Origin of the sequence: Pseudomonas sp. BS-2016, from assembly GCF_001806145.1 — a bacterium.
In the GTDB taxonomy this organism is placed as follows: Bacteria; Pseudomonadota; Gammaproteobacteria; order Pseudomonadales; family Pseudomonadaceae; genus Aquipseudomonas; species Aquipseudomonas lundensis.
The window spans coordinates 463,200-484,388 of record NZ_MLCT01000019.1 but is presented as its reverse complement, the minus strand read 5'-3'; the positions used below and the strand labels follow the sequence as shown (position 1 = coordinate 484,388).

17 protein-coding genes and 1 pseudogene are annotated in these 21,189 nt (G+C 59.8%); 10 read left to right on the top strand and 8 right to left on the bottom strand.

Annotation, left to right across the window (positions count from 1 at the left end; genetic code table 11):
- The first annotated feature begins 3 nt into the window (after positions 1 to 3).
- The 3 genes from BKD70_RS12635 to BKD70_RS12625 all read left to right on the top strand — a co-directional run bounded on the left by BKD70_RS12635 (position 4) and on the right by BKD70_RS12625 (position 3,603).
- Positions 4 to 1,398 (top strand): efflux transporter outer membrane subunit, encoded by a 1,395-nt coding sequence (locus tag BKD70_RS12635; protein WP_047277292.1) that lies wholly within the window; start codon positions 4 to 6, stop codon positions 1,396 to 1,398.
- Positions 1,399 to 1,679: 281 nt separating this feature from the next.
- A complete protein-coding gene (locus BKD70_RS24750; protein ID WP_047282896.1) occupies positions 1,680 to 2,630 on the top strand; it encodes a hypothetical protein in 951 nt (316 codons plus the stop codon).
- Between the two features lie 31 nt (positions 2,631 to 2,661).
- A complete protein-coding gene (locus BKD70_RS12625; protein WP_139047516.1) occupies positions 2,662 to 3,603 on the top strand; it encodes a hypothetical protein in 942 nt (313 codons plus the stop codon).
- A gap of 73 nt (positions 3,604 to 3,676) precedes the next feature.
- Here the strand turns inward: BKD70_RS12625 and BKD70_RS12620 are convergent, their stop codons facing one another.
- Positions 3,677 to 5,305, bottom strand: coding sequence for a twin-arginine translocation signal domain-containing protein (locus BKD70_RS12620; RefSeq protein WP_047276506.1), 1,629 nt, complete (start codon positions 5,303 to 5,305; stop codon positions 3,677 to 3,679).
- 227 nt (positions 5,306 to 5,532) lie between these two features.
- On the opposite strand from BKD70_RS12620, the gene dkgB reads away from it, so the two are divergent.
- The gene (gene dkgB, locus BKD70_RS12615) at positions 5,533 to 6,336 is read left to right on the top strand and encodes a 2,5-didehydrogluconate reductase DkgB (protein WP_047276508.1); all 804 of its coding nucleotides are present in this window, start codon (positions 5,533 to 5,535) and stop codon (positions 6,334 to 6,336) included.
- A 26-nt stretch (positions 6,337 to 6,362) separates the two neighbouring features.
- Here the strand turns inward: dkgB and zapE are convergent, their stop codons facing one another.
- Positions 6,363 to 7,484 (bottom strand): cell division protein ZapE, encoded by a 1,122-nt coding sequence (zapE, locus tag BKD70_RS12610; RefSeq protein ID WP_047276510.1) that lies wholly within the window; start codon positions 7,482 to 7,484, stop codon positions 6,363 to 6,365.
- 305 nt (positions 7,485 to 7,789) lie between these two features.
- Here zapE and BKD70_RS12605 point away from each other — a divergent pair, with 305 nt between their 5' ends.
- Entirely contained in the window at positions 7,790 to 8,044 is a 255-nt protein-coding gene (locus tag BKD70_RS12605) for a DUF2790 domain-containing protein (protein ID WP_047276512.1), read from the top strand.
- Between the two features lie 300 nt (positions 8,045 to 8,344).
- Positions 8,345 to 8,602, top strand: coding sequence for a DUF2790 domain-containing protein (locus BKD70_RS12600; protein ID WP_047276514.1), 258 nt, complete (start codon positions 8,345 to 8,347; stop codon positions 8,600 to 8,602).
- Positions 8,603 to 8,735: 133 nt separating this feature from the next.
- On the opposite strand, the gene BKD70_RS12595 is transcribed toward BKD70_RS12600, so the two are convergent.
- Positions 8,736 to 9,020, bottom strand: coding sequence for a hypothetical protein (locus BKD70_RS12595; protein WP_047276516.1), 285 nt, complete (start codon positions 9,018 to 9,020; stop codon positions 8,736 to 8,738).
- Positions 9,021 to 9,184: 164 nt separating this feature from the next.
- On the opposite strand from BKD70_RS12595, the gene BKD70_RS12590 reads away from it, so the two are divergent.
- Positions 9,185 to 10,186 (top strand): FecR family protein, encoded by a 1,002-nt coding sequence (locus BKD70_RS12590; protein WP_047276518.1) that lies wholly within the window; start codon positions 9,185 to 9,187, stop codon positions 10,184 to 10,186.
- Here the strand turns inward: BKD70_RS12590 and BKD70_RS12585 are convergent.
- Positions 10,183 to 12,477: an acylase gene (locus BKD70_RS12585; protein WP_047276520.1), complete on the bottom strand. Its 2,295-nt coding sequence runs from the start codon at positions 12,475 to 12,477 to the stop codon at positions 10,183 to 10,185. The two genes, BKD70_RS12590 and BKD70_RS12585, sit on opposite strands and share 4 nt — an antisense overlap.
- A gap of 312 nt (positions 12,478 to 12,789) precedes the next feature.
- Between BKD70_RS12585 and BKD70_RS12580 the strand changes: the two genes are divergently transcribed.
- Positions 12,790 to 13,173 carry a hypothetical protein gene (locus BKD70_RS12580; RefSeq protein WP_047276522.1) on the top strand — a complete coding sequence of 128 codons (384 nt, stop codon included), beginning with the start codon at positions 12,790 to 12,792 and terminating at the stop codon, positions 13,171 to 13,173.
- Here BKD70_RS12580 and BKD70_RS12575 read toward each other — a convergent pair.
- Complete coding sequence (locus BKD70_RS12575) at positions 13,170 to 13,358, bottom strand: hypothetical protein (protein ID WP_047276524.1); 189 nt, start codon at positions 13,356 to 13,358, stop codon at positions 13,170 to 13,172. The two genes, BKD70_RS12580 and BKD70_RS12575, sit on opposite strands and share 4 nt — an antisense overlap.
- 149 nt (positions 13,359 to 13,507) lie before the next feature.
- On the opposite strand from BKD70_RS12575, the gene BKD70_RS24250 reads away from it, so the two are divergent.
- Positions 13,508 to 13,693, top strand: coding sequence for a hypothetical protein (locus tag BKD70_RS24250; RefSeq protein ID WP_080960359.1), 186 nt, complete (start codon positions 13,508 to 13,510; stop codon positions 13,691 to 13,693).
- Between the two features lie 12 nt (positions 13,694 to 13,705).
- On the opposite strand, the gene BKD70_RS12570 is transcribed toward BKD70_RS24250, so the two are convergent.
- Complete coding sequence (locus BKD70_RS12570) at positions 13,706 to 14,611, bottom strand: LysR family transcriptional regulator (RefSeq protein ID WP_047276526.1); 906 nt, start codon at positions 14,609 to 14,611, stop codon at positions 13,706 to 13,708.
- A gap of 118 nt (positions 14,612 to 14,729) precedes the next feature.
- On the opposite strand from BKD70_RS12570, the pseudogene BKD70_RS12565 reads away from it, so the two are divergent.
- Positions 14,730 to 15,725 (top strand): annotated as a pseudogene (locus BKD70_RS12565) (aldo/keto reductase).
- Positions 15,726 to 15,784: 59 nt separating this feature from the next.
- Here BKD70_RS12565 and BKD70_RS12560 read toward each other — a convergent pair.
- On the bottom strand, positions 15,785 to 19,459 hold the full coding sequence (locus BKD70_RS12560) for a translocation/assembly module TamB domain-containing protein (protein ID WP_047276528.1): 3,675 nt from the start codon (positions 19,457 to 19,459) through the stop codon (positions 15,785 to 15,787).
- Positions 19,456 to 21,183 carry an autotransporter assembly complex family protein gene (locus BKD70_RS12555; RefSeq protein WP_047276530.1) on the bottom strand — a complete coding sequence of 576 codons (1,728 nt, stop codon included), beginning with the start codon at positions 21,181 to 21,183 and terminating at the stop codon, positions 19,456 to 19,458. Before BKD70_RS12555 ends, BKD70_RS12560 begins: the two co-directional genes overlap by 4 nt.
- Positions 21,184 to 21,189 lie beyond the last annotated feature (6 nt).

Genomic DNA, 21,189 nt, shown 5'->3' with positions numbered 1-21,189 from the left:
TTGATAAAGCCGTCCTTGAGCCTGTTGTCCATGTGCCTGTTGCTGGGGGCTTGCAGCCAGAACGTTGCGCCTGACGCGACGGCCGTTGTCCCGCCGCCGAGCTGGCAGTTTGCCCAAGAGCGCGCCTCCCTGGCCGTCAACCAACCATGGTGGCAACAGTTTGGCAGCCCTGAGTTGAATCGCCTGATTGCCCAAGCTCAGGCGGGCAGTTACGACCTTGCGGCGGCCGTCGCCCGCGTGCAGCAAGCGCAAGCCGGCGCCGTGATTGCCGGTGCGCCGCTGCTGCCCGAGGTTAAGTTCGGTGGCAGCGGCAACCGGGAAAAACTCCTGCGCGGCAACGGCTACAGCCAACTGGATGCCACCGATGACAACAAAGCCGTGGACTACTTTGATGCCAACCTGACCGCCAGCTATGAAGTGGATTTCTGGGGGGGCAAGGCCGCTGCCCGAGACAGTGCGGTTCAGGCGCTGCGGGCCAGCGAGTTTGATCGCGCCACCGTGGAGCTGACCTTGCTCAGCAGCGTCGCCAACCGTTACGTGCAGACCCTGGCCTTTGATGAGCAACTGCGTATCGCCCGCCTCAACCTCGCCAACGCTCAACGGGTGCTCAAGGTGGTGCAAACGCGCCATGACGCGGGCTCGGCCACGGCACTGGAACTCGCCCAGCAAACCAGCCTGGTGGCCAGCCAACAACGGCACGTGCCGCTCGTGGAACAGCAAGCCCGAGAGGCGCGCATCAGCCTGGCCGTTTTGCTGGGTAAGCCCGTGCAACAGCTGCAACTGGGGGCGACGCCTTTCGCGCGCCTGCACTGGCCAAGCATTGGCAGCGGCGTGCCCAGCCAATTGCTGAGCCGCCGCCCGGACATCGCCAGCGCCGAAGCCAAACTGGCGGCGGCACACGCCGACATCACCGTCGCACGGGCCGCCATGCTGCCCAGCCTGACCTTGGGCGCCAGCCTGGGCTCGGGCGCCGACCGCTTGAGCGACGTGCTGCGCAGCCCGTTCTACAACCTGACGGCAGGGCTGGCGGCGCCCATCTTCAACAATGGCCGTCTGAGCGCCGAACGTGACAAAGCCATCGCCCGCCAGCAGGAACTGCTGCACACCTACCGCGCCAGCATCATCAGCGCCTTTGCCGACGTCGAGAAAGCCCTGAACAGTGCCAACGGGCTGGACCGCCAGCGCCAGTGGCAAGACGAAGAACTCAAGCAGGCGCAACAGGCGTTCGACATTGCCCAACACCGTTATGCCGCCGGAGCCGAAGTATTACTGACGGTGCTGGACACCCAACGCACGCTGTACCAGGCGCAAGACCAGCACGTGCAACTGCGCCTGGCGCGCCTGCAAGCCAGCATCGCGTTGTATAAAGCACTGGGCGGGGGATGGCACGCGCGGTAACGGCCAAGGGCATTCAGTGCATCGCTGCTGTGCCCATAACGCCGTAAACGTCACCCTATATATCTACCCCTTCAACGCCCCCGCCCCGCCTTAGAATGTCGACATGCCGTTAACAACAACGGCATTTAACATTCATCACCCCACATTAAGCACGCGAATGAGCACGCGTTGTGGCTGAACTGACTCGCCTCAACATTGATGCGACGGCGAGTACTCGGCTCACGCCGTATTTAATTATTTTCTTTATCCACTTGCACTTTACCGTGCAGAAGGAGTGACGCTTGAACACACATTCCAGCGATAACAGGTTCAACCTACTTTCGGACACGCAGACCCAGGACACTCTCCCCTGCCAGGCTTGGCAACTGGTTCTTCCTATAGAAGGCACAGGTATTAACAGCGGTGTTTCGGCCGTCGAACATCAGGGCAAGTTATATGCCTTCTATAACAAAGGCAGTAGTGCGCAAGACGGAATAATTGGCTATGCCATCGTGTCCAAACATCCAAACAACCAACTTGTTTTAGAGGGCCTGCATGAATTGCCCACTGAGCCGGGTATTCAATACCGACCTCTAGGGGGTTATCGTCCTGCGGTCACGGTGTATCAAAACAGGTTGTTCTGTTTTTACAGAGATACCAGCGGCGGTATTAGCTTCAGTGTGGGCTCAGGCGCTTTCTGGGAAAACGCGCAACAGGTGCCCAACGTCCTGACCAGCGACGCCCCCTCTGTGGCAGCGTTGGGCGAACAACTGTTTTTGGTACTGCGAGGTACAGAGGGCGGTGACTTTTATCACAAGGTGCTTGAACCTTCAGGCTGGCAGCCGCATCAGCGCGACCCTCACATAAAATTCAATGGCAGCCCTTCCCTCTGCATCGCGGGCGGCCTGCCCACCGTCGCCGTCAAAGGACTGGATGAACGTCTGTACCTGTTCAACTTCCATGAGAGCGGTTGGGCACCCGTCTTGACGTCAGCACTGAACGATATATATGAGGCCCCCGCCGTTGCCGGATGGGACAGGTTCCTGGTTGACGCCTCACTCAAACGCTCAAACAACCACTACAGCACTGAACTCGTTCGCTCCCCCACTGAATTAAACGACTACTACCAGACCGCGGGCGCCTACACCTCCCCACCGTGCCTGGTGAACTACCACAGTGACCTGTATTTAATTGGAAAGCGCCCCTGTGATGATCTGGGCATTTCGATCTTCAACCCTGAGTGCATTAAATAACCATTAACTTATCAACATTAAAGGTGCGCCCTTGAGTACTGAACCCGACCATTCCGCCCTTCGACCCACACGTCAAGTCTTGCCTCAAGATCCGCAGAAAAGTATGCCCTGCGAAACATGGGATCTTCATTTATTGATTGAAGGCACCGGCATGTCCACCGGCGCCTCAGCGGTTGAATTCAAAGGCAAGTTATATATTTTTTACGCCCTGCAAAAAGCACCGGGAGTGTTTACGCTGGGTTTTACCGTGCTGTTCAAAAACTCAGCCAATCAAATGATTATCCAGCACATCTCTGAATTGCCGACCACACGGACCCGCCCGCTTCGACCTTCCGTCACCGTGTATGCAGATCACTTGTATTGTTTTTATACCGCGCCTGATCAATCCATACGGTTTATCACGTTCTCCGGCACTCAGTGGTCGCCCGTTGAAACCGTCCCCCAGGTGTTAACGTCTGATGCTCCTTCGGCAGTGGGTAATGGTGTCAATCTTTATCTCGCCTTACGCGGGGCAGACAGCCGCGCACTTTATTACAAAGTGCTGGAGCCTTCCGGCTGGCAACCCCACGTACGCGAAGACCACAAAAGCGTCGTCGAAAGTCCTTCCCTGTGTATCCATAAAGACATGCCCTTCGTTTCAACCCGAAGTGCCACCGGGCAACTGGTCACCTTTCAACTGATCGATGAGGAGTACCCGATCCATGTGTCCAACCAACCGGACACCTATGGCGCCTCCGCGCTGCATACCCAGGGGGAATACTTTTATTGCGCCACCCGCAAACGGTCGGGCAACCAATACACCGTTGAAACGTTTCGTCCGTATCTCGATGTGGATATCTACTCGCAAACGGCAGGACGCTTCGTGTCTGCGCCCTGCCTGACCAGCTACCTGGGCGATGTGTACCTGATCGGGCAACGGCCTTGCCAGGACCTGGCCCTCCTGAAACTCAACCCGGTTTGTATAACAAAATGAACGGGGACCCTGGCCGTTGAATTCATGACGCTTACCCGTCACGGTCCCCCATCGGATACGCCCGCCTTCAGGGTCACTCGCGGTGCGGGGCCTTGGTCACCAGATGCCGCGCATACCAGGGGCGGCGCGGAATTTTTCGGAACAAGCTGTCCAGGGTCTTTTCATCCCCAAAGGTAATGCGTAACGCCAGTTTCATGGTTTCAGGGTCCATTTCCACGGTTTTGCCCGACGCCAGCCCCGGCGTGGTGCTGCACCCGTGGGTGATGGGCCCCAACCACGGGTCGTCGACTTCGACCCAGCGACCCGGTGCGAACCACGGCACACCGTTGACTTCCCTACGCGTCAGTTCGCCAGGGTGAAAGCGTTCGTGGGCGCGAAACCAGTCTTCCAGGCGATCATCGATCCAGCCGTGAAAGCACCAGAACACGGGGTTGACGTGGGACGAAAACGGATCGCCCAGAAAGTCGTTTTCAGGCACGTACCAGCGCGCCGAAAAATCCGCAGGGTCACGCGCCCAAGGCACCGGAGCGCCGTTGGAAGGATCGCGCGGCACTGACGCCCAGCGCATGTGCAGCCAGTCATGCAGCCCCAGCTCAACCTCGGAACCAAACTGGCCGAGGGTCAATGTCGACAGGTAACGCGGGTCACGGTAGCGCGACTCCCACACCTCAAAATTACTGTGAAAGGTCTCAGGCTGTTTGATATCACTCAGCCACTGGGTGTAGAACTCATCACCCTCCGCCAACCAGGTCGGTGGCAAGGCGCTGCCGTCGTGGTTGTCAAAGTAACGGGCGAACCCCGCGCGGTCGCGCTCCAGCTCCGGCTGGGGCATCGGGAACGCGGGCCACGAGGGCAAATGCTGCATCGAGCGCGCCGTGCGCAACATGTGCCGGTGCATAAAAAAGAAATCCACCCCCGAGCCATTGCGGTCTTTGCGTGGCCCGCGGGCGTCGCGCTCCTTGTCGCGCTGACCGGGCTGCCAGCCGATGCCGCGCAAGGCATTGCGCTTGGTCTCGGACAAGTCGTGCCAGGTGTCGCGTGAGGCATGCCAAAGCTGGTGAAACAAACGGTGTTCCGGGGACACCAGCCACGCCAGCAGGGTCGGGTTCAGGCCGATACGCTCGCGGGCTTCAGGAAAGGTGCGTTTGAGCGCGACAACGTGGTTGTCCTGCTCGGGCAATGCCAGCGGGCGATCCAGACGCTGCACCCGGCCACTCAACGTGCCGCTGCCCGCGTTGCCATACATGCCCCACACCTCATCAAGGCTGAAACTCAACTCGTAATCGGGCACGCCATGAGGCGCATCGCTGCGCGTCAGGCGCCAGTGCAGGTGTTTGGCGTCGGGTTCAACCAGGTCGCCCAGAATGCGGTAGCGCGGGGTTTGCTGGCTGTGCAACACCTGCGCCGTGTCCAGATAGCCACGTACCCCTCGGCCACGCGGCGCGATGTCCAGCCACATTTCGAGGTCATCGGACGGCAAGCCGTCCAGTCCGGCATCGCGGCCGTTGAAGCGGATCGTCCACAGGCCACGCAGTTGGTCAGCCAGTTGCTGCCCGGCAGTGTCCGCAAGGTCGACCGTTGCCTCGCCGGGGGTGACCGGCTCGTCCACCCGGGTCAACTCGCGATGGCCATAGAACGCTGCTGGCGCTGCTGCGCCGGTGATCGCTAAACCCGCGATGAACCCTCGTCGAGAAATCGTCATTGCCCTACCTGTCCCAGCCTGAATGCAGGCGTTATCCAAGCTAGAACGTGCGTGCGCCGACGAAATTTAGGCCGTGAGCCTGTATCCGGCAGCCGGAACTCCTGCGCGTGAGCGCACTCAGTGATTCATGACCTGAGCTCACGAGAGCTTTGTCTCAGGACGGGTTTTTCAGACCCGCAAGGACAGGGATACTCAGCCTCATTCTTACAACCTCCAAGGAGTTATCCATGACAGTTCCAGCCTTCGGCCTCGGTACTTTTCGACTTAAAGGCCAAGTGGTCATCGACTCGGTCACAAACGCCCTTGAACTGGGTTACCGCGCAGTGGACACCGCGCAGATCTACGAAAACGAAGCGGATGTGGGCCAAGCCATTGCCGACAGCGGTGTGGCGCGTGACTCGCTGTACATCACCAGCAAGATTTGGGTCGATAACTTCAGCCAGGACAGACTGATCCCGAGCCTGAAAGAAAGCCTGAAGAAACTGCGCACCGACCATTTGGACCTGACCCTGATTCACTGGCCGTCCCCTCAGGGCGCCGTTCCGGTTGCCGAGTTCATGGGCGCACTGCTGGAAGCCAAAAAGCAAGGGCTGACCAAAGAAATCGGTGTGTCCAACTTCACCATCGCACTGATGAAAGAGGCGATTGACGCCGTCGGCGCCGAACACATTGCGACCAACCAGATCGAACTGCACCCGTACTTGCAGAACCGCAAAGTGGCCGAATTCGCCAAGAGCCAGGGCATTCACATCACGTCATACATGACCCTGGCGTACGGCGAAGTGCTGAAAGACCCGGTGATCCAACGTATCGCTCAACAGCACAACGCCACCCCGGCGCAGGTCACGCTGGCGTGGGCCATGCAACTGGGCTATTCGGTGATCCCGTCGTCCACCCAACGCGCGAACCTTGAGAGCAACCTCAAGGCGTGTGCATTGAAACTGACTGAAGACGATATGCAGCAGATTGCAGCGCTGGACCGCGGCCACCGCCTGACCGACCCAAAAAGCGTGGCCCCGACGTGGGACTGATGTCGTCGGAGGCCTTAAGGCGGCAACTACAGAGGCTGGCCGAAGCGTTGTAACTGCATTTCCTGCAATCGGCTTAAGGTGCGGCGGAACGCAAACGCCAGGTAGCCCTGGGTGTACAACTGATCCATGGGCACCTGCGCCTCAATGCAGACCGGCACTTTGCGGTCATAGCATTCATCGATCAGCGCAATGAAACGCCGCACGCTGTCGTCGAACTTGGACAGCTGCGGCAGCTCCCGATCCCCTGCCTCAACTTTCACTGCCCCATCCTCAGTGCCGCGTGCAATCTTGCCTTCACGTTGCTCGGCACTCAGGCAGGGGACGTCGCTGAGCAACAGGACCTTGTAACGGTCGCACAGGTCCATGAAGTCCGTGGCGGCCAGCGGTTGCTCGCACAGTTCATGAAAGCTGCACCACAGCACGTTGTCACTGGCGCCCCGGATGTTGAGCGAACGGTGCCCGACCACCCTCGGCTGATGGCTGCGGGTCTGCCCCTGTGTGAGGCGCTCGAATAAAGGCCCCATGACGCTGGATGGCCCCGCGGGTGTCACCCAATAACGCTGTTCGGCGATGCCCGGATGCAGGCGATGATCCTGCGCACCGTCGACCGAAATCACGTCCATGTGCTTGAGAATCGCGGTAATTGCTGGCGCAAAACGATCACGGTTGAAGCCGTGGCCATACAACTGCTCGGGCGGCTGGTTGGAAGTGCATACCAACACCACGCCTTCATCGAACATCACCTGAAACAGACGGCCGAGGATGATCGCGTCGCCGATGTCATTGACGAACAGTTCATCAAAACACAGCACCCGCACTTCGTGAGCCAGCCCTTGCGCCAAGGCCTTGAGCGGATCAGCGGTCCCGATCAACTGAAACAGACGCTGATGCACCCACTGCATGAAGTGATGAAAATGCTGGCGTCGGGCTGGCACGTGCAGGCTCTGGTAGAACTGATCCATCAACCAGGTTTTGCCACGCCCAACCGGGCCCCACAAATACACCCCTTTGACCGATTTGACGCCCTGGTTCAGTTGCTCATGACAACGCTGCAAGGCTTGCACCGCGCGCCATTGCGCGGGGTCGTGAACAAAGCCGTGTTGTGCGACGGCCTGCTCCCAGGCACTGAGGGGGGAATCCACATTCATACGATGGCTGGCTCCAGAATCTGACGCGGCAGTATGCCAGCAAGGCCTTGATGACGCGCCCTTGAAAAGGTGATCGACGTCACCACATTGTTACCCATGCGGTAACACAGCCTTTTGCCATCAGGGCTTTTTCAGAAGATTAAACGGCGTAAACTTTGCGACATGTAATACACAACTTATGAACTGTCTTACCGGTACTTCGTACGGGCTTATTGAATAATCAACGGGCGCCGTAACTTCTTCCCGCCCGCCTGGCAAATGAAGTCAGTCAGTGTTACCCCTTGATTACTTTAGAGGCCACTTTAATGAAACAGTTAATTGCTTTATTGATGGCTGGCATGGCAACAGTTGCCATGGCCAGTGAAACAACCCACCCTTCGCAACCGGCGGTCGAGCACTATTCCTACGGGTCGAAGCTGGACATTGCCAAAGTCATTCATTTGTCGACGATCCCGAAAGTGTGTGAAGTGGTACCGGCACAGATGACCTACGAAGACCATCAGGGTCAACGTCATACCGTTGAGTACCAAGTGATGGGCGACGGCTGCAGCACCCACTAAAACCGTGCGCTGTACCTCCGGTTGCCCGCACGGATGCGACCCTAGGCCCCCTCTTTGCAGGGGGCTTTTTTATGGCGGGTTAAAAACACCGTATTGTTACCGATCCGACAATACTTCTTGGCGATCTTTTGACTTTAATCAATGTTTTGATTCGGTACTCTATGTACATCCCTAGCCGAAACATTGAAACAGGGCACGGTACTTCGTGTTACGTCATTGAGCACTCAGGGCGTAACAACTTCTCCCGCCGGCACGGCAATTGAAGTCAGTGACACGTGATTGTTTTAAGGTCTTGAATAAATGAAACGTTTGATCGCACTTGCTTTGATGGGTATTTCGACACTGGCCGCTGCTGATGAAGTTCACGTTGCGCAGGCCCAACCGGTGGTTGAACACTACACCTACGCCACCGATCTCGACGTTGCCAAAGTTATCAGCGTGACCCCCACTGCCGATGTGTGCGAAGTGGTCCCGGCGCAAATGATCTACGAAGACCATCAGGGTCAGCGTCACATCCTTGAGTACCGCATCATGGGTAACGGCTGCTCGAACGGCTAAGCCCGGCACACCACAACCCTTTGCCAACCAAGCCTCCGTTGAACGGGGGCTTTTTGTGCGTAAAAAGCACGCTCGGCAGGGTCCGGCCCTTAAGTACAGGGCCGGACGTTCAAGGCGATTCAGACGCCGAGGATCAGTCTTTTTTCTCGGAAATCACTTTGCCTGTATGGTCAATCGTCGTTTCGTACTCCACTTCCACACCGTCGATCTTCTTCAGGCCTTCAGCTTTCCAGATACCCGCCTGCGGATTTTCCAGCTCGATTTTCTTGAGCGTCACGAACCCGGCCTTGGTCTTGAAGACTTCAATGGCTTCTTTGGAGAACGCCCAGTTTGGATCCTCCGGAGCTTTTGCCATCGCAGCGCCAGCGCTCAACAGAACAGCAGCAGTGATTGCAGCAGTAAGGGTTTTTTTCAACATTGTCTTAACTCCATTAATTGATGTTGCGTCTGTTACCTAGCTTGCCGCAGTAAACGTAGCAGAGAAAAAACCAGCCATGAGACTCAAATGACATGCTTTTGACATGACTCAGGTTCTCGTTCGCTCTGGCACAGGGGTAGAATGCCCAAAACCAGGAAGAGCCAATGAGCGAAACACGCCTCACCGAAGCCCAATACGATGCCATCACCGAGGCCGCTGCTCAGTGGTGCATGCGCCTGCATGAGCCCGATTGTACGGATCGGGAGCGTGAGGCGTTTACGGTGTGGCTGAACGCCGACCCCCTGCACGCGTTTGAATATCAAGCGATGCAAGATATCTGGGAAGTCAGCGAACACCTGCCCAAGCCCGAGCCTGTTACCCCGCAAGTGATTGCACGGACTCAACGCTCGCGCCAGCCAGCCTGGCGAAAGCTGGCTATCGCTGCGGCCATCACCTTGCTGGCAGTTCCGGTCGCAGCTTACAGCGGTTGGGAGTTGGGTTGGGTGCCCAATGCCTACGAGCGGGTGCAGGCGCACTCCCACCTGCAGACCGTGACCCTGCCGGACGGCAGTGAAGTCGAGCTCAACCTGGGCACGGAACTCACCTACGCCAACTACAAAGACCAGCGCCGGGTCACCCTGAGCAAAGGTGAAGCTTTCTTTAAGGTGAGTCACGATGTCACGCACCCGTTTGTGGTGCAGGCGGCGGAAGGCCGTGTGCGCGTCACCGGTACCCAGTTCAACGTCTGGATGTATCAAGATCAGGTCAAAGTGACATTGCTGGAAGGCTCGGTGCTGGTGACCAGCAATAAAAAGCTCAGCGGTGACGGGCTGCGCCTGGAGCCGGGCATGCAGGCACGCTACAAGGCGGGCGACTATGCCCCGCAAATCAGCCAGACCTACGCCAACTCGCCGGATCTGGCGTGGCGCAACGGCAAGTTGGTGCTGGACAACCTGACCCTGGCCGAAGCGCTGCCCCTGATCAACCGCTACCTGAGTACGCCGCTGGAACTGGCGGACAGTGCCACCGGCGCCCTGCGCGTGGGTGGCGTGTTCAACACCACAGAAATCAACAGCCTCGTGACTTCCCTTCCCAAAGTGTTACCGGTCTACCTGACCCTGAGTCAGGACGGTAAACCGGTGCTCAACGCCCTGCCGCGCGGTTAACGGCGCTGCCGGATCTCAACCCGCTGGTAGTTCGGATCGGCGTTGATCTGCGCGTCGGTAAACGGCAAGGTTTGCCACTGTTTTTTCGAGAACGCTCGGGTCTGATCCGACGCGTGCCGGGACGCCGGGTCGCTTGAGAGCGAAAACGCCAGCATGCCTTGGGCCTGTGGGCCGTGTTCGTCAAACGTGACGGTTTGCACATAACTGGTGCCGCTGACGACCTGTTGCTTGCCACCCTCTCCCGGCACGCTCTGCATGGCGTTGTAAACGCCGAGTACCGCCGGGCCACCATGAATCGGCGTGCGCTGGCCACCCACGCTGACACCTTGAATCTCGCCCCACGTCACGTCCGCGCTCAACCCTGCTTGCGCCACCTGCGCGGCCGAGGCCGCGAGCGCCTCGTGCACCGCCTGGCGCACCGTCGGCTGCTCGATATTCAACCCGCGCGGCGTGTGCTGCGGGTCCGCCGGACTGAACGGCACCCGCCACACGTCAGGCACCTCGAACAGCTGCGCCATGAGGTTCTGGAAATGCACCAGGCCGATACCGCTGTCCAGATTCGCTTGCTGATCCCATGCCTTGAGGCTCGCGCACACGGCAACCAGCGGCGCCTGCTGTTCTGCTTGGCAGACGTGAAGCAGATCGGGCATCACCTGCCCGGCCAGGTACACCCGGTTGTCCATCACCATCCCTTGCAGGTCCGAGACTCCGAGCGTTCCGGGTTGACTCAGGCGCTGCAAGGCAAAGCGCGCACGTGGCCCCAAGGGCTGACCGTCCTGACTGATCAACGGCGAATAGCCGCGCAGAGGCGCCTGCGGGTTGGCCATCCAGGCTGAGTCGTTGGAATGCTGCACGTAATCCGTGCGCCGCAATTGCGGCAATTGGCGGGCCGGGTAAATCCCGGCCTGGGCCGCATGGGGGTCGACGGTCCATGCACACGTGCTGCGACTGCCATCGAGCAGGATCATCTCCAGCCCTGCCGCAGGGTCGCTGCACGCCGCCAGTTTGGCCTGATCGACATACGGCACCACCGACAAGTTCATGTAGAGCGTCTGGCCCTGGTCATCCACCGCCAGCGTGTTGACCCACGGGATGCCTTGCAGGCGATTGACCGACGCTTGCAGGGCGTCGAGGCTGTGCGCCTGATTGATCGCGTACCACTGCTGCAACACGCGATCGTTATCAAGATTGGCGTCCCGCAGGCTGAACGCCACGTGATCGTCCCAGTCCAGCTTGCCCGGCCACTGCACGACCGGCCCGAATGCCGAACTGTAAATGACCCGTGATTGCGGCTTGACGCTGCCATCGGCCTGCTTGACCTCAACGCTGACGGTTTGCTCATGCAGCGGCAACGACTGGCCATCCAGCAGGTAACGCTTGGGATCCTGCGGATCGAGGGCCAGCCGGTACAAGGTGAAGTGTTTAGAGGTGTCGACCGTATGGGTCCAGGCCATGTGCCGGTTGAAGCCGATATTGATCAATGGCAGGCCGGGCAAGGCAGCGCCCATTACATCGAGTTTGCCGGGGATGGTCAGGTGCATTTCATAAAAGCGCATGCCGCCGACCCATGGAAAATGCGGGTTGGCCAGCAACATCGCGCGGCCGGTATTTGAGCGTTCGCGGCCGATGGCCACGGCATTGCTGCCCCGGTCCAGGGCAAACCGCTGCATGCGCTCGGCAGCCAACGCGAAGGGCTGCGGGCGACTGGCCAGCCGGGCGCTGGCCTGAGGTGGCGTAGCCCCCACCAGCCCTTCGGCAAACTGCCCCACCCCGCCTTCCACCAACAGACGGCGGGTCAGCTTGACCAGATCCTGTGGCGTGAGCGGGCGCACCGAGGGATTGTCGCACGCTGCCGGCAAAGGGTTGCGCTCGCTGAGCTGGCGGTTGTAACCGGCGACGTAACCTTCAATCAGCGCTTGGACCTGCGGGGTTTGCGCCTGCCAGAACGCGTCCACGGCGTGCGGCGTGTTCAACCATTTGAAAAACACATCGCTGGACAGGTTGTCACGCTGCTCCAGGGTCTGCCCCTCAGGGCCGAAGAATTTCGAGCGCTCGCCATTTACCGTGGTGACTTCATTGGCCAGCAAACACAGGTTGTCTTGCGCGTAGGCATACCCGATGCCGTAACCCAGGCCGCGCTCATCGGCGGCCTTGATGTGCGGCACGCCGAACGTGGTGCGCCGGATTTCGGCACTCACGTCCATTGAGGGTGTCTGAGCCTGGGCTGAAACACTTAGCCCCAGACACAGTCCTGCAAGACACGCTTTGCTTAATGGCCTGGAAATAATCACGCGGACTCCTGCTTTGTCTTAGAAATGCCTGGCGGCGCGCGCGATCACACGCGACTGCCCGGCCGATGCCTGCCCCCCGTGGGGTTTCGTAGCGCATGCAATGAAACGGGGACAGACCCTAAAGACGAAGCCGGTGAAAAAAAATTAATCCGCCGCTGCAACCTCGTCTGCACGGGGGCTTTGACGCGCCTGCACTGGCGTGACGACAAAATTTCTACAACCCACTGTTCATGATTTTGGCTGCTCATTCGTCTAGTTACTAAAGAGCACTTTTTTGTTTTCCTGATCAGGCTCTGAAAAGGAGTTTTTTGCATGCATAACTCGCAACTGCCAACGGACGGTCATCAACAACGCAAATCAGCTTTTCAACCCGACAACGGGTTGCTGGAGGCCCAGGTGCAACTGCACGGCAATGAACGTATTCGACACTTACTGAAATTTTTCGGGCTGCGCACCAGCCTGGTGCGGCTCAAGGTGATCGACGCGCTGTTGACGGCCGCCGGCAATGATCGTCGGCTGGGGGTGCGCGGTATGCACAGCCACTTGCAGGCGCTGGATATTCCGCTGTCTTTTCTGAGTGTGCGCGAGGTGCTCAAGCGCTTGTGCAGCGAGGGGGTGGTGGTGCTTAACAGTGACAAGAGCTACAGCCTGCATCCACAGGCTGAAGCGGTGCTGACCGGTCAGATCGAGGCTTAAAGCTTGGTCTTGCGGCGCATGACGCCATTGATGACCACGACCACCACGGCCACGCCGATGGCGATGTACTGGAACATCTTCTCGGTGATCATGCCGGCGTTTTGCATGTACGAAAGACCAAACATGATCCCCAGCACAACCAGAGAGATCAGAATCGAGTATTTCAAGCGCTGCGAAGGAGTCATTACCTGTTCCTGAAAGTAAGGCGGAAAACACAGGCCGGAATTTAACAAATATGTCCGGCTCATGGAGATGAATTGAAACAATCCTGGTCTCATCTTACAGCCGGAGAAGCGTTTTCGCTTGAGCCGGCTTTCACCCTGAGGATTGATCCATGCTCCGTCGTACTGCACGCCCGCTTGCACTCTTGCTCATGTTGACCCTGAGCGGGTGCGTCTTTTATCCAGACCATGGAAGGCATCACGATCATCGGCACGACTCGCGATACGATCAGCGCTATGACCAGCAGCGCTATGACCACCGTTACGACGATGGCCGGCCGGGTTATAACCGCCGCTGAACCGCATTCCGGTTAACGCCTGAAACCACTGGTGGGCCTGGCGCACAGGTCCACCAACCAGTCGACAAACACCCGCACCCGTGGCGACAGTTGCCGATGCGGCGGGTACAACGCCGTCAGCGCCATCCGCGGCGGTGGGCAATCCGTCAAGACGGCCTGCAAGCGCCCTTCGCGCACCAGCTGTGTCACGTGGTAGTGCGGCGCCTGCACCAGCCCATAGCCCGCCACACACGCCGCCAAATACCCTTCTGCACTGTTGACCGATACCTGCTTGGGCAAATTGATCAACTGCACGTCCTCGCCATGCTGAAATTCGAGCCCGTAGCGCTTGCCTGATGCACCGGAGAAATACTCCACCATCTGATGCCCGCTCAACTGCGCGAGGGTCAGCGGCACCCCATGGGTCAGCAGATAGGCGGGGCTGGCGCAGGTCACCTGATCCATCTGCACCAGCGGCCGGGCCACCAGTGAGTCGTCCAGGGTGAGGCCACCGCGAATCACGCAGTCCACCCCCTCGCGAATCAAATCCACCGGGCGGTCATTCAGGCCGATTTCCAGGTCGATTTGCGGGTAGCGCCCGGTGAACTCCGGCAACGCCGGGAACACCACCAATCGCCCGACCGCCGCGGGCATCTCGACCCGCAGCGTGCCTTTGGGCTGACGGGTGCTGAACAGCCCCTCCGCTTCTTCCAGGTCAGCCAGCAGGCTGACGCAACGCTGGTAATAGGCCACACCATCGAGAGTCGGGCTGACCTGACGGGTGGTGCGGTGCAGCAATTGCACGCCCAAATGGGCTTCAAGTTGTTTGATCAGTACCGTCACTGACGCGCGGGGCATGTGCAGGCTGTCAGCCGCCTTGGCAAAACCACCCAGCTCCACGATGCGGGTAAACACCCGCATCGCATTGAATCGGTCCATATCCGCTCCCGTCCCGGCCTGGATTATTCGGATTATCCGAACAGTGATAGCGTTTTTACCCGGTTTATCTTGCATGTGTCGAGGTTAAGAATAGGCCACCCACTCAGGAGGACTTCACATGCACACCCGCCCACTCGGAAAAAACGGCCCGCAAGTCAGCGCCATTGGCCTTGGCTGCATGGGCATGACTGACTTTTACACCACCGGCAGCGATACCCGCGAAGCCGTGGCCACCTTGCACCGCGCGCTGGAGTTGGGGGTCAATTTTCTCGACACCGCCGACATGTACGGCCCACACACCAACGAAATCCTGATCGGCCAAGCCCTTCGCGGCAAACGTGACCAAGTATTTCTGGCCAGCAAGTTCGGCATCGTGCGCGACCCGGCCAACCCCAAGGGGCGGGCAGTGAACGGCCGCCCGGAGTACGTTCGTCAGTCCATCGACGGCAGCCTGAAACGCTTGGGCGTCGACACCCTCGACCTGTATTACCAACACCGCATGGACCCCGAGGTGCCGATTGAAGAGACCGTCGGCGCCATGGCCGATCTGGTCAAGGCGGGCAAAGTCCGCTACCTGGGCCTCAGCGAAGCATCGGTGGCCACGCTCGAACGTGCGCATCACGTGCACCCCATCAGCGCCCTGCAAAGCTAATACTCGCTGTGGAGTCGCGATCAGGAAGACAACGGCTGCCTTGCGGCTTGCCAGCGTCTGGGCGTTGCCTTTGTGCCCTACAGCCCCTTGGGGCGCGGTTTTCTGACCGGCGCACTGAAAAGCCCCGAGGACTTCGCGGCGGACGACTATCGCCGCTCCAATCCGCGGTTTCAGGCCGATAACTTTGCGAAAAACCTGCAACTGGTGGATCAGGTTAAGCAACTCGCGGCCGACAAAGGCGTCACGGCCGGGCAACTGGCGCTGGCCTGGGTATTGGCGCAAGGGGATCACCTGATCCCGATTCCGGGGACCAAGCAACGTCATTACCTGGAAGAAAACATCGCGGCGCTAGACATCAGTTTGAGCGCTAACGAGTTGGACGCCCTGCAAACCATCTTCCCTCCAGACGCCGTGGCCGGTTTGCGCTATGCCGAAGAAAACATGAAGCAGCTTAATCGGTGATTGCAGATCACCGCCTCACGCTGCCGGGCAGCGTGAGGCGGCGAAGGCTGACACACGGGCTAAAAGTCGCGTTTGTAGAAGATGTCCAGCGAGCTGGCAAAGCCGCTGGCCACTTCCACGTACACCCGTTTGCTCAACTTGTACCGCAAGGCAATGGTACTCGCCGGCTCAAACACCCCGACGCCATACCGCACACTCAACCGCTCATTGATCTTGCCGCTGGCAACCACCGAGGTGCTGTCACCGCTGCCTTCGGTGTCGAGTTCGAAGTCCTTGATGCCCAAGTGATTGGCCAGCCCCGAGGTAATCCCCGAGCTGCCCATCAAGCCAAGGCCCAGCGCAGCCTCCGCCAGCATGTTGTTGTCTTCGCCGGTGCCCGACAGCGGACGCCCCAGAATCAGGTAGGAAAGCGCCTGCTCCTGGCTCATGGCGGGTTCAGAGAAGATCTGCGTGGTCGGCTGTTCTGCGCTGCCGGTCAGGCGAATGCCCGCAATCACGTCATCCGTCTGGCGAATCGCCTCGATGTCGAGATACGGCTGCGCAATCGGCCCGGCGAACAGCAAGCGCGCCCGGCGTATGGTCAGGCGCTGGCCATAGGCACGGTAGCGGCCGTTGTTGAGGCGCAACTCGCCGCGGGTGTCCAGGTTGTTGCCGATGTGCACCTGGCCCACCAGATCGGCGTTCAAACCGAACCCCGAGAACGTCAGCAGCTCTTGCCCGACGATGACGTCGATGTCCATGTCGACCACCATCGGGGCGTCTGCATCGGAGGTTTGCTGGCCAACGATCACCGTGTCATCAGACACCTTGACCGTCGACGGCGGCAGTTCGCGCACGGTGATTTCGCCCTTGGGCACGTTCACGTTGCCCGCGATCAGCAAGGTGTTGTCGGGGTTGAGCGAAATTCTCAGGTCCGGGGCCACATCCAGTTTGGCATAGGGCTCAACCGTTACGGGCAGGTGACTGCCCTTGACCAGCACGTTGACGGCCATGGTGTTGCCCCACGCCACATTCCCGCTGATACTGCCCAGCCCCAACTGGCCGCTGGTCCAGCCGCCGTTGAGCAAAGCCGTTTCGCCCACAATGTTGGCGGTCAGTTGCAGGTTCTCGAGAGTGGTTGGCAGTTGCGGCCCGGAAATCTGCCCGCCGGTCAGGGCCACTGTGCCGTTGATGCGCGGCGCCAGTAATCCGCCCGTGAACGTGCCCGTGCCATTCAATTGGCCGGCGAGTGTTTCGACCATGGGCACAAACGGACGAATCACCGACACATCCAGCCCGCTCAAGCGAAAATCGCCAGTCACCGGCTTGCTCTTGGGCAGAGGATTGATGCGCGCATTGAGCATCAGTTGCCCGAGTTTGCCGCCGTTGAAATCAAAGCGGGTGTCGACCCGGCTCGGCGTCAGTTGACTGGTCAAGCGCAACGTCTGGTACGGGAAGTCCAGCCACTGGCCTTTGTCCTTGATGCGCAACGTGCCGCCGCTGGCGTCCACCACCACTTGTCCTTTAGGCCCGCTGGCTGGCAAGTCGAGGGATAAGTCGGCATTGAGCTGACCTTGCCACCGGAAGTCGTCGGGCAGCCACTTGGCCAGGCTGTCGAGCGGGAACTGCTTGAGATGGAAACGCAGTTTGGGGTCCGGCATCAGGCGTTGTTCTTCGCTGCACAGACTGGCAGGCCCCGACATCCAGCACTGGGCCCCCAGGTTGATCCGGCCATCGGCCAGACGCTCCAGACGCGCCGGTTTTTGCAAGGCCCAGTCCTGACCACCGGCCTTGACGTCCCCGCTGAGCAAACGCCCGCGCCATTGGTCTTTGTCCAGACCGCCATCGAGTGCCAGGGCGAGTTGCAGCATCGGCCCTTGCAGCGCAAGTTTGAGTTGCTGTCGCTTCAGATCCCCGCTGCCGTTGACGGTCAGCACACCCAACTGCGTATCGCCACTCGTGATCCCGCTGCCCTTGAGGTCAATCCGCCCGTGCTGATTGCGATCGAGCGCGGCATCCAGGCTGAGGTGTTGCAAGTGGTTGTCGGCGAAAGCCAGTTGCTGGCCATTGAGTACCAGCTTGCCCTGCGGCGCCTTGAGGGTGCCGCCGACATCGACCCGGCCTTTGAGCTGACCGCGCAGGTCTGGCCACAACTGCCCCAAGCGCGGCAGGTTGAGGTCCAGTTGCGCCTTGAGTTGCTGCTGCACACGGGCCGTGCCATTGATGCGGTTGTCCCCCAGGCGAATGTCCAGCGCGCTGAGGTTCCAGTCCTCGCCCGCCCCTTGGGCCTTGGCCTGCAACACGGCGGGCAAGCCGCGCAAACGGCCTTTGAGGTCGAGGTTAGCGTTCAGCTCCAGACGTTCATCCTTGAATGAACCTGTGCTGCGCAGCGGCCCCCCGAGATTGCCCGGCAACTCGGCCACCCAATACGCCGGGTCGATTGCGCTGAGGTCCAGTGCGGTATCCCAGGCCACGCCGTCGGCAAACTGCACTTTGACGTGGCCTTGGGCCTTGCCCTGACCCGCCACCAGTTCCAGTTGCGGCAGGTAGAGGTTGCCCAGATCACCGCTGAACGGGCTGGCCAGGCTAAACGCCCCGGCCGGGCCATCCAGGTTGGCCTTGAAGTTGCCCAGGTAGTTGCCATCGGTGTAAGACACTTCGCCGTTGAAAGTGCGCAGGTCCACCTCCGGCTTGGCGATGACCGGGTACAAGCGGTGCCAGGGAAACGCCAGCCAGTCGATCTTCGCGTCGGCCTTCACGCCTTCCTGCCAGTCCACTCGCCCGGACAGGTTCAGGTGCTGCTCGGGGCTGACGGTCAAATTCAGTGCCGACACCTGCGCGCCCGTGGCGTCTACCCGCCCCTTGAGCAGCACACAGACGGGGGCTGTTTCGGCGGGCAGGCTGGCGCTACCGTCCAGCACATAGCCGTCCTTGAGGTCGCCCTTGGCCGTCAGCACAAGCTGATTGACTTGCAGGGTGTCCGGCAGCTCGGGGCTGGCCTTGAACGCGTCAGCGGTGATACTGACCTGTGCTGGCAAGTGCTCGGCCAGCGGCTGCAATTGGCCTTTTAGCTGTGCGTTGAGGTAGCCGGTACTGTCAGCGATCAGATTCAGGGAGGTACGCAAATGGCCGTCGACCTTGAGCGCCAGCGCCCAGGGTGTTTGATCAGGCGAGGGCAGCCGGATAGTGCCTTGCAGGGTCAACGGCCAGTCACCATTGGGCTGCAACAGACCGGACAACTCGACGTTCACGTCCTCGCGATCCACGTGCACCGAATCGATCTGCAACCCTTTGGAGGTCCATTGAGCCGCCATCTGCATGCCCTTGAGCTGCTCGATACCGTTAAACAGCACATTGCCGACTTTGATCACACCCACTTCGATGGACACCGGCAACGTCAATTCAGGCAGGCTGACCGGCCCGCTGCTGCTGTCTTCACTGGGCGGGAATTGCAGGCTGACACGCTCGGCCTGCAACTGATCGATGCACAGGGTCATGCGTGTCAGGCAGGACGGCGACCAGGCAAAAATCGGTTTATCCACTTCCACACGGCTGGTGCCCTGCTCCCACAGCAGATGGTCAGCGCTCCATTGGCCGCCCAGGCGCCCGGCAAAATTGTCGATCTGCAAACCCGGCACCTGGCCCAACACCCAGCGACTGCCCGCTTGCGTACCCAGCACGATCCCCAGCGCCAATGCCACCAACACCACCAGGGCCAGCAACACCAGACCCGCTATTTTCAACCCACGAATCACAGTTCTGGCCCCATGGAAAAGTGCAAACGAACGCCGCCGTCATCATCCAGCGCGTGGGCCAGGTCGAGGCGGATCGGACCGACTGGCGAGACCCAGCGGATCCCCACCCCGACCCCGGTTTTCAGGCTTGGAAAATCAAGGTTGTTGAAGGCATTGCCTTTGTCGACAAAGGTTGCCCAGCGCCACTTATCCGCGAACTGGTATTGATACTCGACGCTACCCGCGACCATGTAGCGGCCGCCGATCCGGTCACCGTCGGAGTTTTTCGGTGACAGGCTCTGGTAGTCATAGCCCCGTACGCTTTGATCACCACCGGCGAAGAAACGCAGCGACGGTGGCACTGATTTGTAGCCGTTGGTGGCACTGCCGCCGAACTGTATTCGGCCGAGGAAACGGTGTTTTTCCCACAGGGTTGTCAACGCCTTGAATTGCGCGTTGCCGTGCAACAGGTTGGTGTCCGACATCAGCCCTTCCTTGGCCACCTGCGCATCCAGCGACACGCTGTAACCATGGGACGGGTCGATGCGGTTGTCGCTGCGCAACACGGCATAGCTGACGCCCGGCATCAACAGGGTGCTGAGCCCCGAGTCATCGCCCAACCGGTACTCTTCGTGCTGCCAGCGCAACGAGACAATCCGTGTCCAGCCGTTATCCAGCTTGCTGTGCCACTCGGGGCCTACGGTCAGCAATTTGCTCAAGGTGTCGGTGTTGGCGATTTCTTCATACTGATACCCGGCCGCAAAACGCAGTTTGTCGGTCAGCGGCGGGTCGAGCGGAATGTCGTACCAGGCGCCAACGTTTTGCTTGGGTTGTGAAATTTCAGACTCAAAACCGTAACTGTCCCCACGGGCATTGTCCCAGTGACGCATCCAGCTGGCCTTGCCTCGCGGCCCGGTATCGGTCGAGTAGCCCAGGCCCAATGTCATGGTGCGGGGTTTGCGCGTATGCAGGTCGACGTCCACCGGGATGACCTGCCCGACAGCCGTACTGGGCGCCGCATCGACCCGCACCACTTCAAAATAGCCGCTCGATTGCAGGTTCTGGTTCAGTTCGTTGACCAGTTCCGAATCGTAGGGCGTGTCCGGCTTGAACGGCACCATGCGCTGCAACAGCACGTCATCGAACGGCGTGTCACCCGTAAAGCTGACCTTGCCCAGCACGTAACGCGGCCCGCTTTCGTAGACAAGATTGATATCTGCGTAGCCCCCCTTGGGGTCGACCAGCAGCTCGTGGCGGGTGAATTTACCGTCAAAGAAACCGTAGCGCAGCGCCCGGTTCTGGATCATTTGCTTGGCGCTTTCGTAATTGCCCTGGTTAAGCACGGCCCCCGGCTTGAGGTCGTCAGCGGGCGGAATTTGAAACGCCTTGAGCGAAGCCGCCGGGCCTTCGACACGCACGTTGACGTTGCGCAGATGCACCGGCTCGCCGGGATCGATGCTCAACACCAGACGCGGCGGCGTGCCGGGCTGGACTTCACTTTCAATTATGGGGTTGTAGTACCCCAAGGCTTGCGACGCTTTGAGGGCCTGCTCGTGCGCGCCGCGTTTGAAGCGCAGCAAAGCCGCCTCGTCGCGGTCGCCGAGGCTGCCTATATAGCCTTCCACATTGGCCTTGAGGGCGTTATTGGCGGGCTTGACCCTGACCACCAGCTCGCTTTGCGCACAGACTGCAAAGCTGCTGAGCAGCAGGACCACACCGCTGGTAAATCTTCCTGGAAACGTCATAGGCGC

Coding starts and splice junctions, on each gene's coding strand:
- BKD70_RS12620 (WP_047276506.1), bottom strand. CDS start 5,305: ATGACGATTTCTCGACGAGGGTTCATCGCGGGTTTAGCGATCACCGGC.
- dkgB (WP_047276508.1), top strand. CDS start 5,533: ATGACAGTTCCAGCCTTCGGCCTCGGTACTTTTCGACTTAAAGGCCAA.
- zapE (WP_047276510.1), bottom strand. CDS start 7,484: ATGAATGTGGATTCCCCCCTCAGTGCCTGGGAGCAGGCCGTCGCACAA.
- BKD70_RS12605 (WP_047276512.1), top strand. CDS start 7,790: ATGAAACAGTTAATTGCTTTATTGATGGCTGGCATGGCAACAGTTGCC.
- BKD70_RS12600 (WP_047276514.1), top strand. CDS start 8,345: ATGAAACGTTTGATCGCACTTGCTTTGATGGGTATTTCGACACTGGCC.
- BKD70_RS12595 (WP_047276516.1), bottom strand. CDS start 9,020: ATGTTGAAAAAAACCCTTACTGCTGCAATCACTGCTGCTGTTCTGTTG.
- BKD70_RS12590 (WP_047276518.1), top strand. CDS start 9,185: ATGAGCGAAACACGCCTCACCGAAGCCCAATACGATGCCATCACCGAG.
- BKD70_RS12580 (WP_047276522.1), top strand. CDS start 12,790: ATGCATAACTCGCAACTGCCAACGGACGGTCATCAACAACGCAAATCA.
- BKD70_RS12575 (WP_047276524.1), bottom strand. CDS start 13,358: ATGACTCCTTCGCAGCGCTTGAAATACTCGATTCTGATCTCTCTGGTT.
- BKD70_RS24250 (WP_080960359.1), top strand. CDS start 13,508: ATGCTCCGTCGTACTGCACGCCCGCTTGCACTCTTGCTCATGTTGACC.
- BKD70_RS12570 (WP_047276526.1), bottom strand. CDS start 14,611: ATGGACCGATTCAATGCGATGCGGGTGTTTACCCGCATCGTGGAGCTG.
- BKD70_RS12555 (WP_047276530.1), bottom strand. CDS start 21,183: ATGACGTTTCCAGGAAGATTTACCAGCGGTGTGGTCCTGCTGCTCAGC.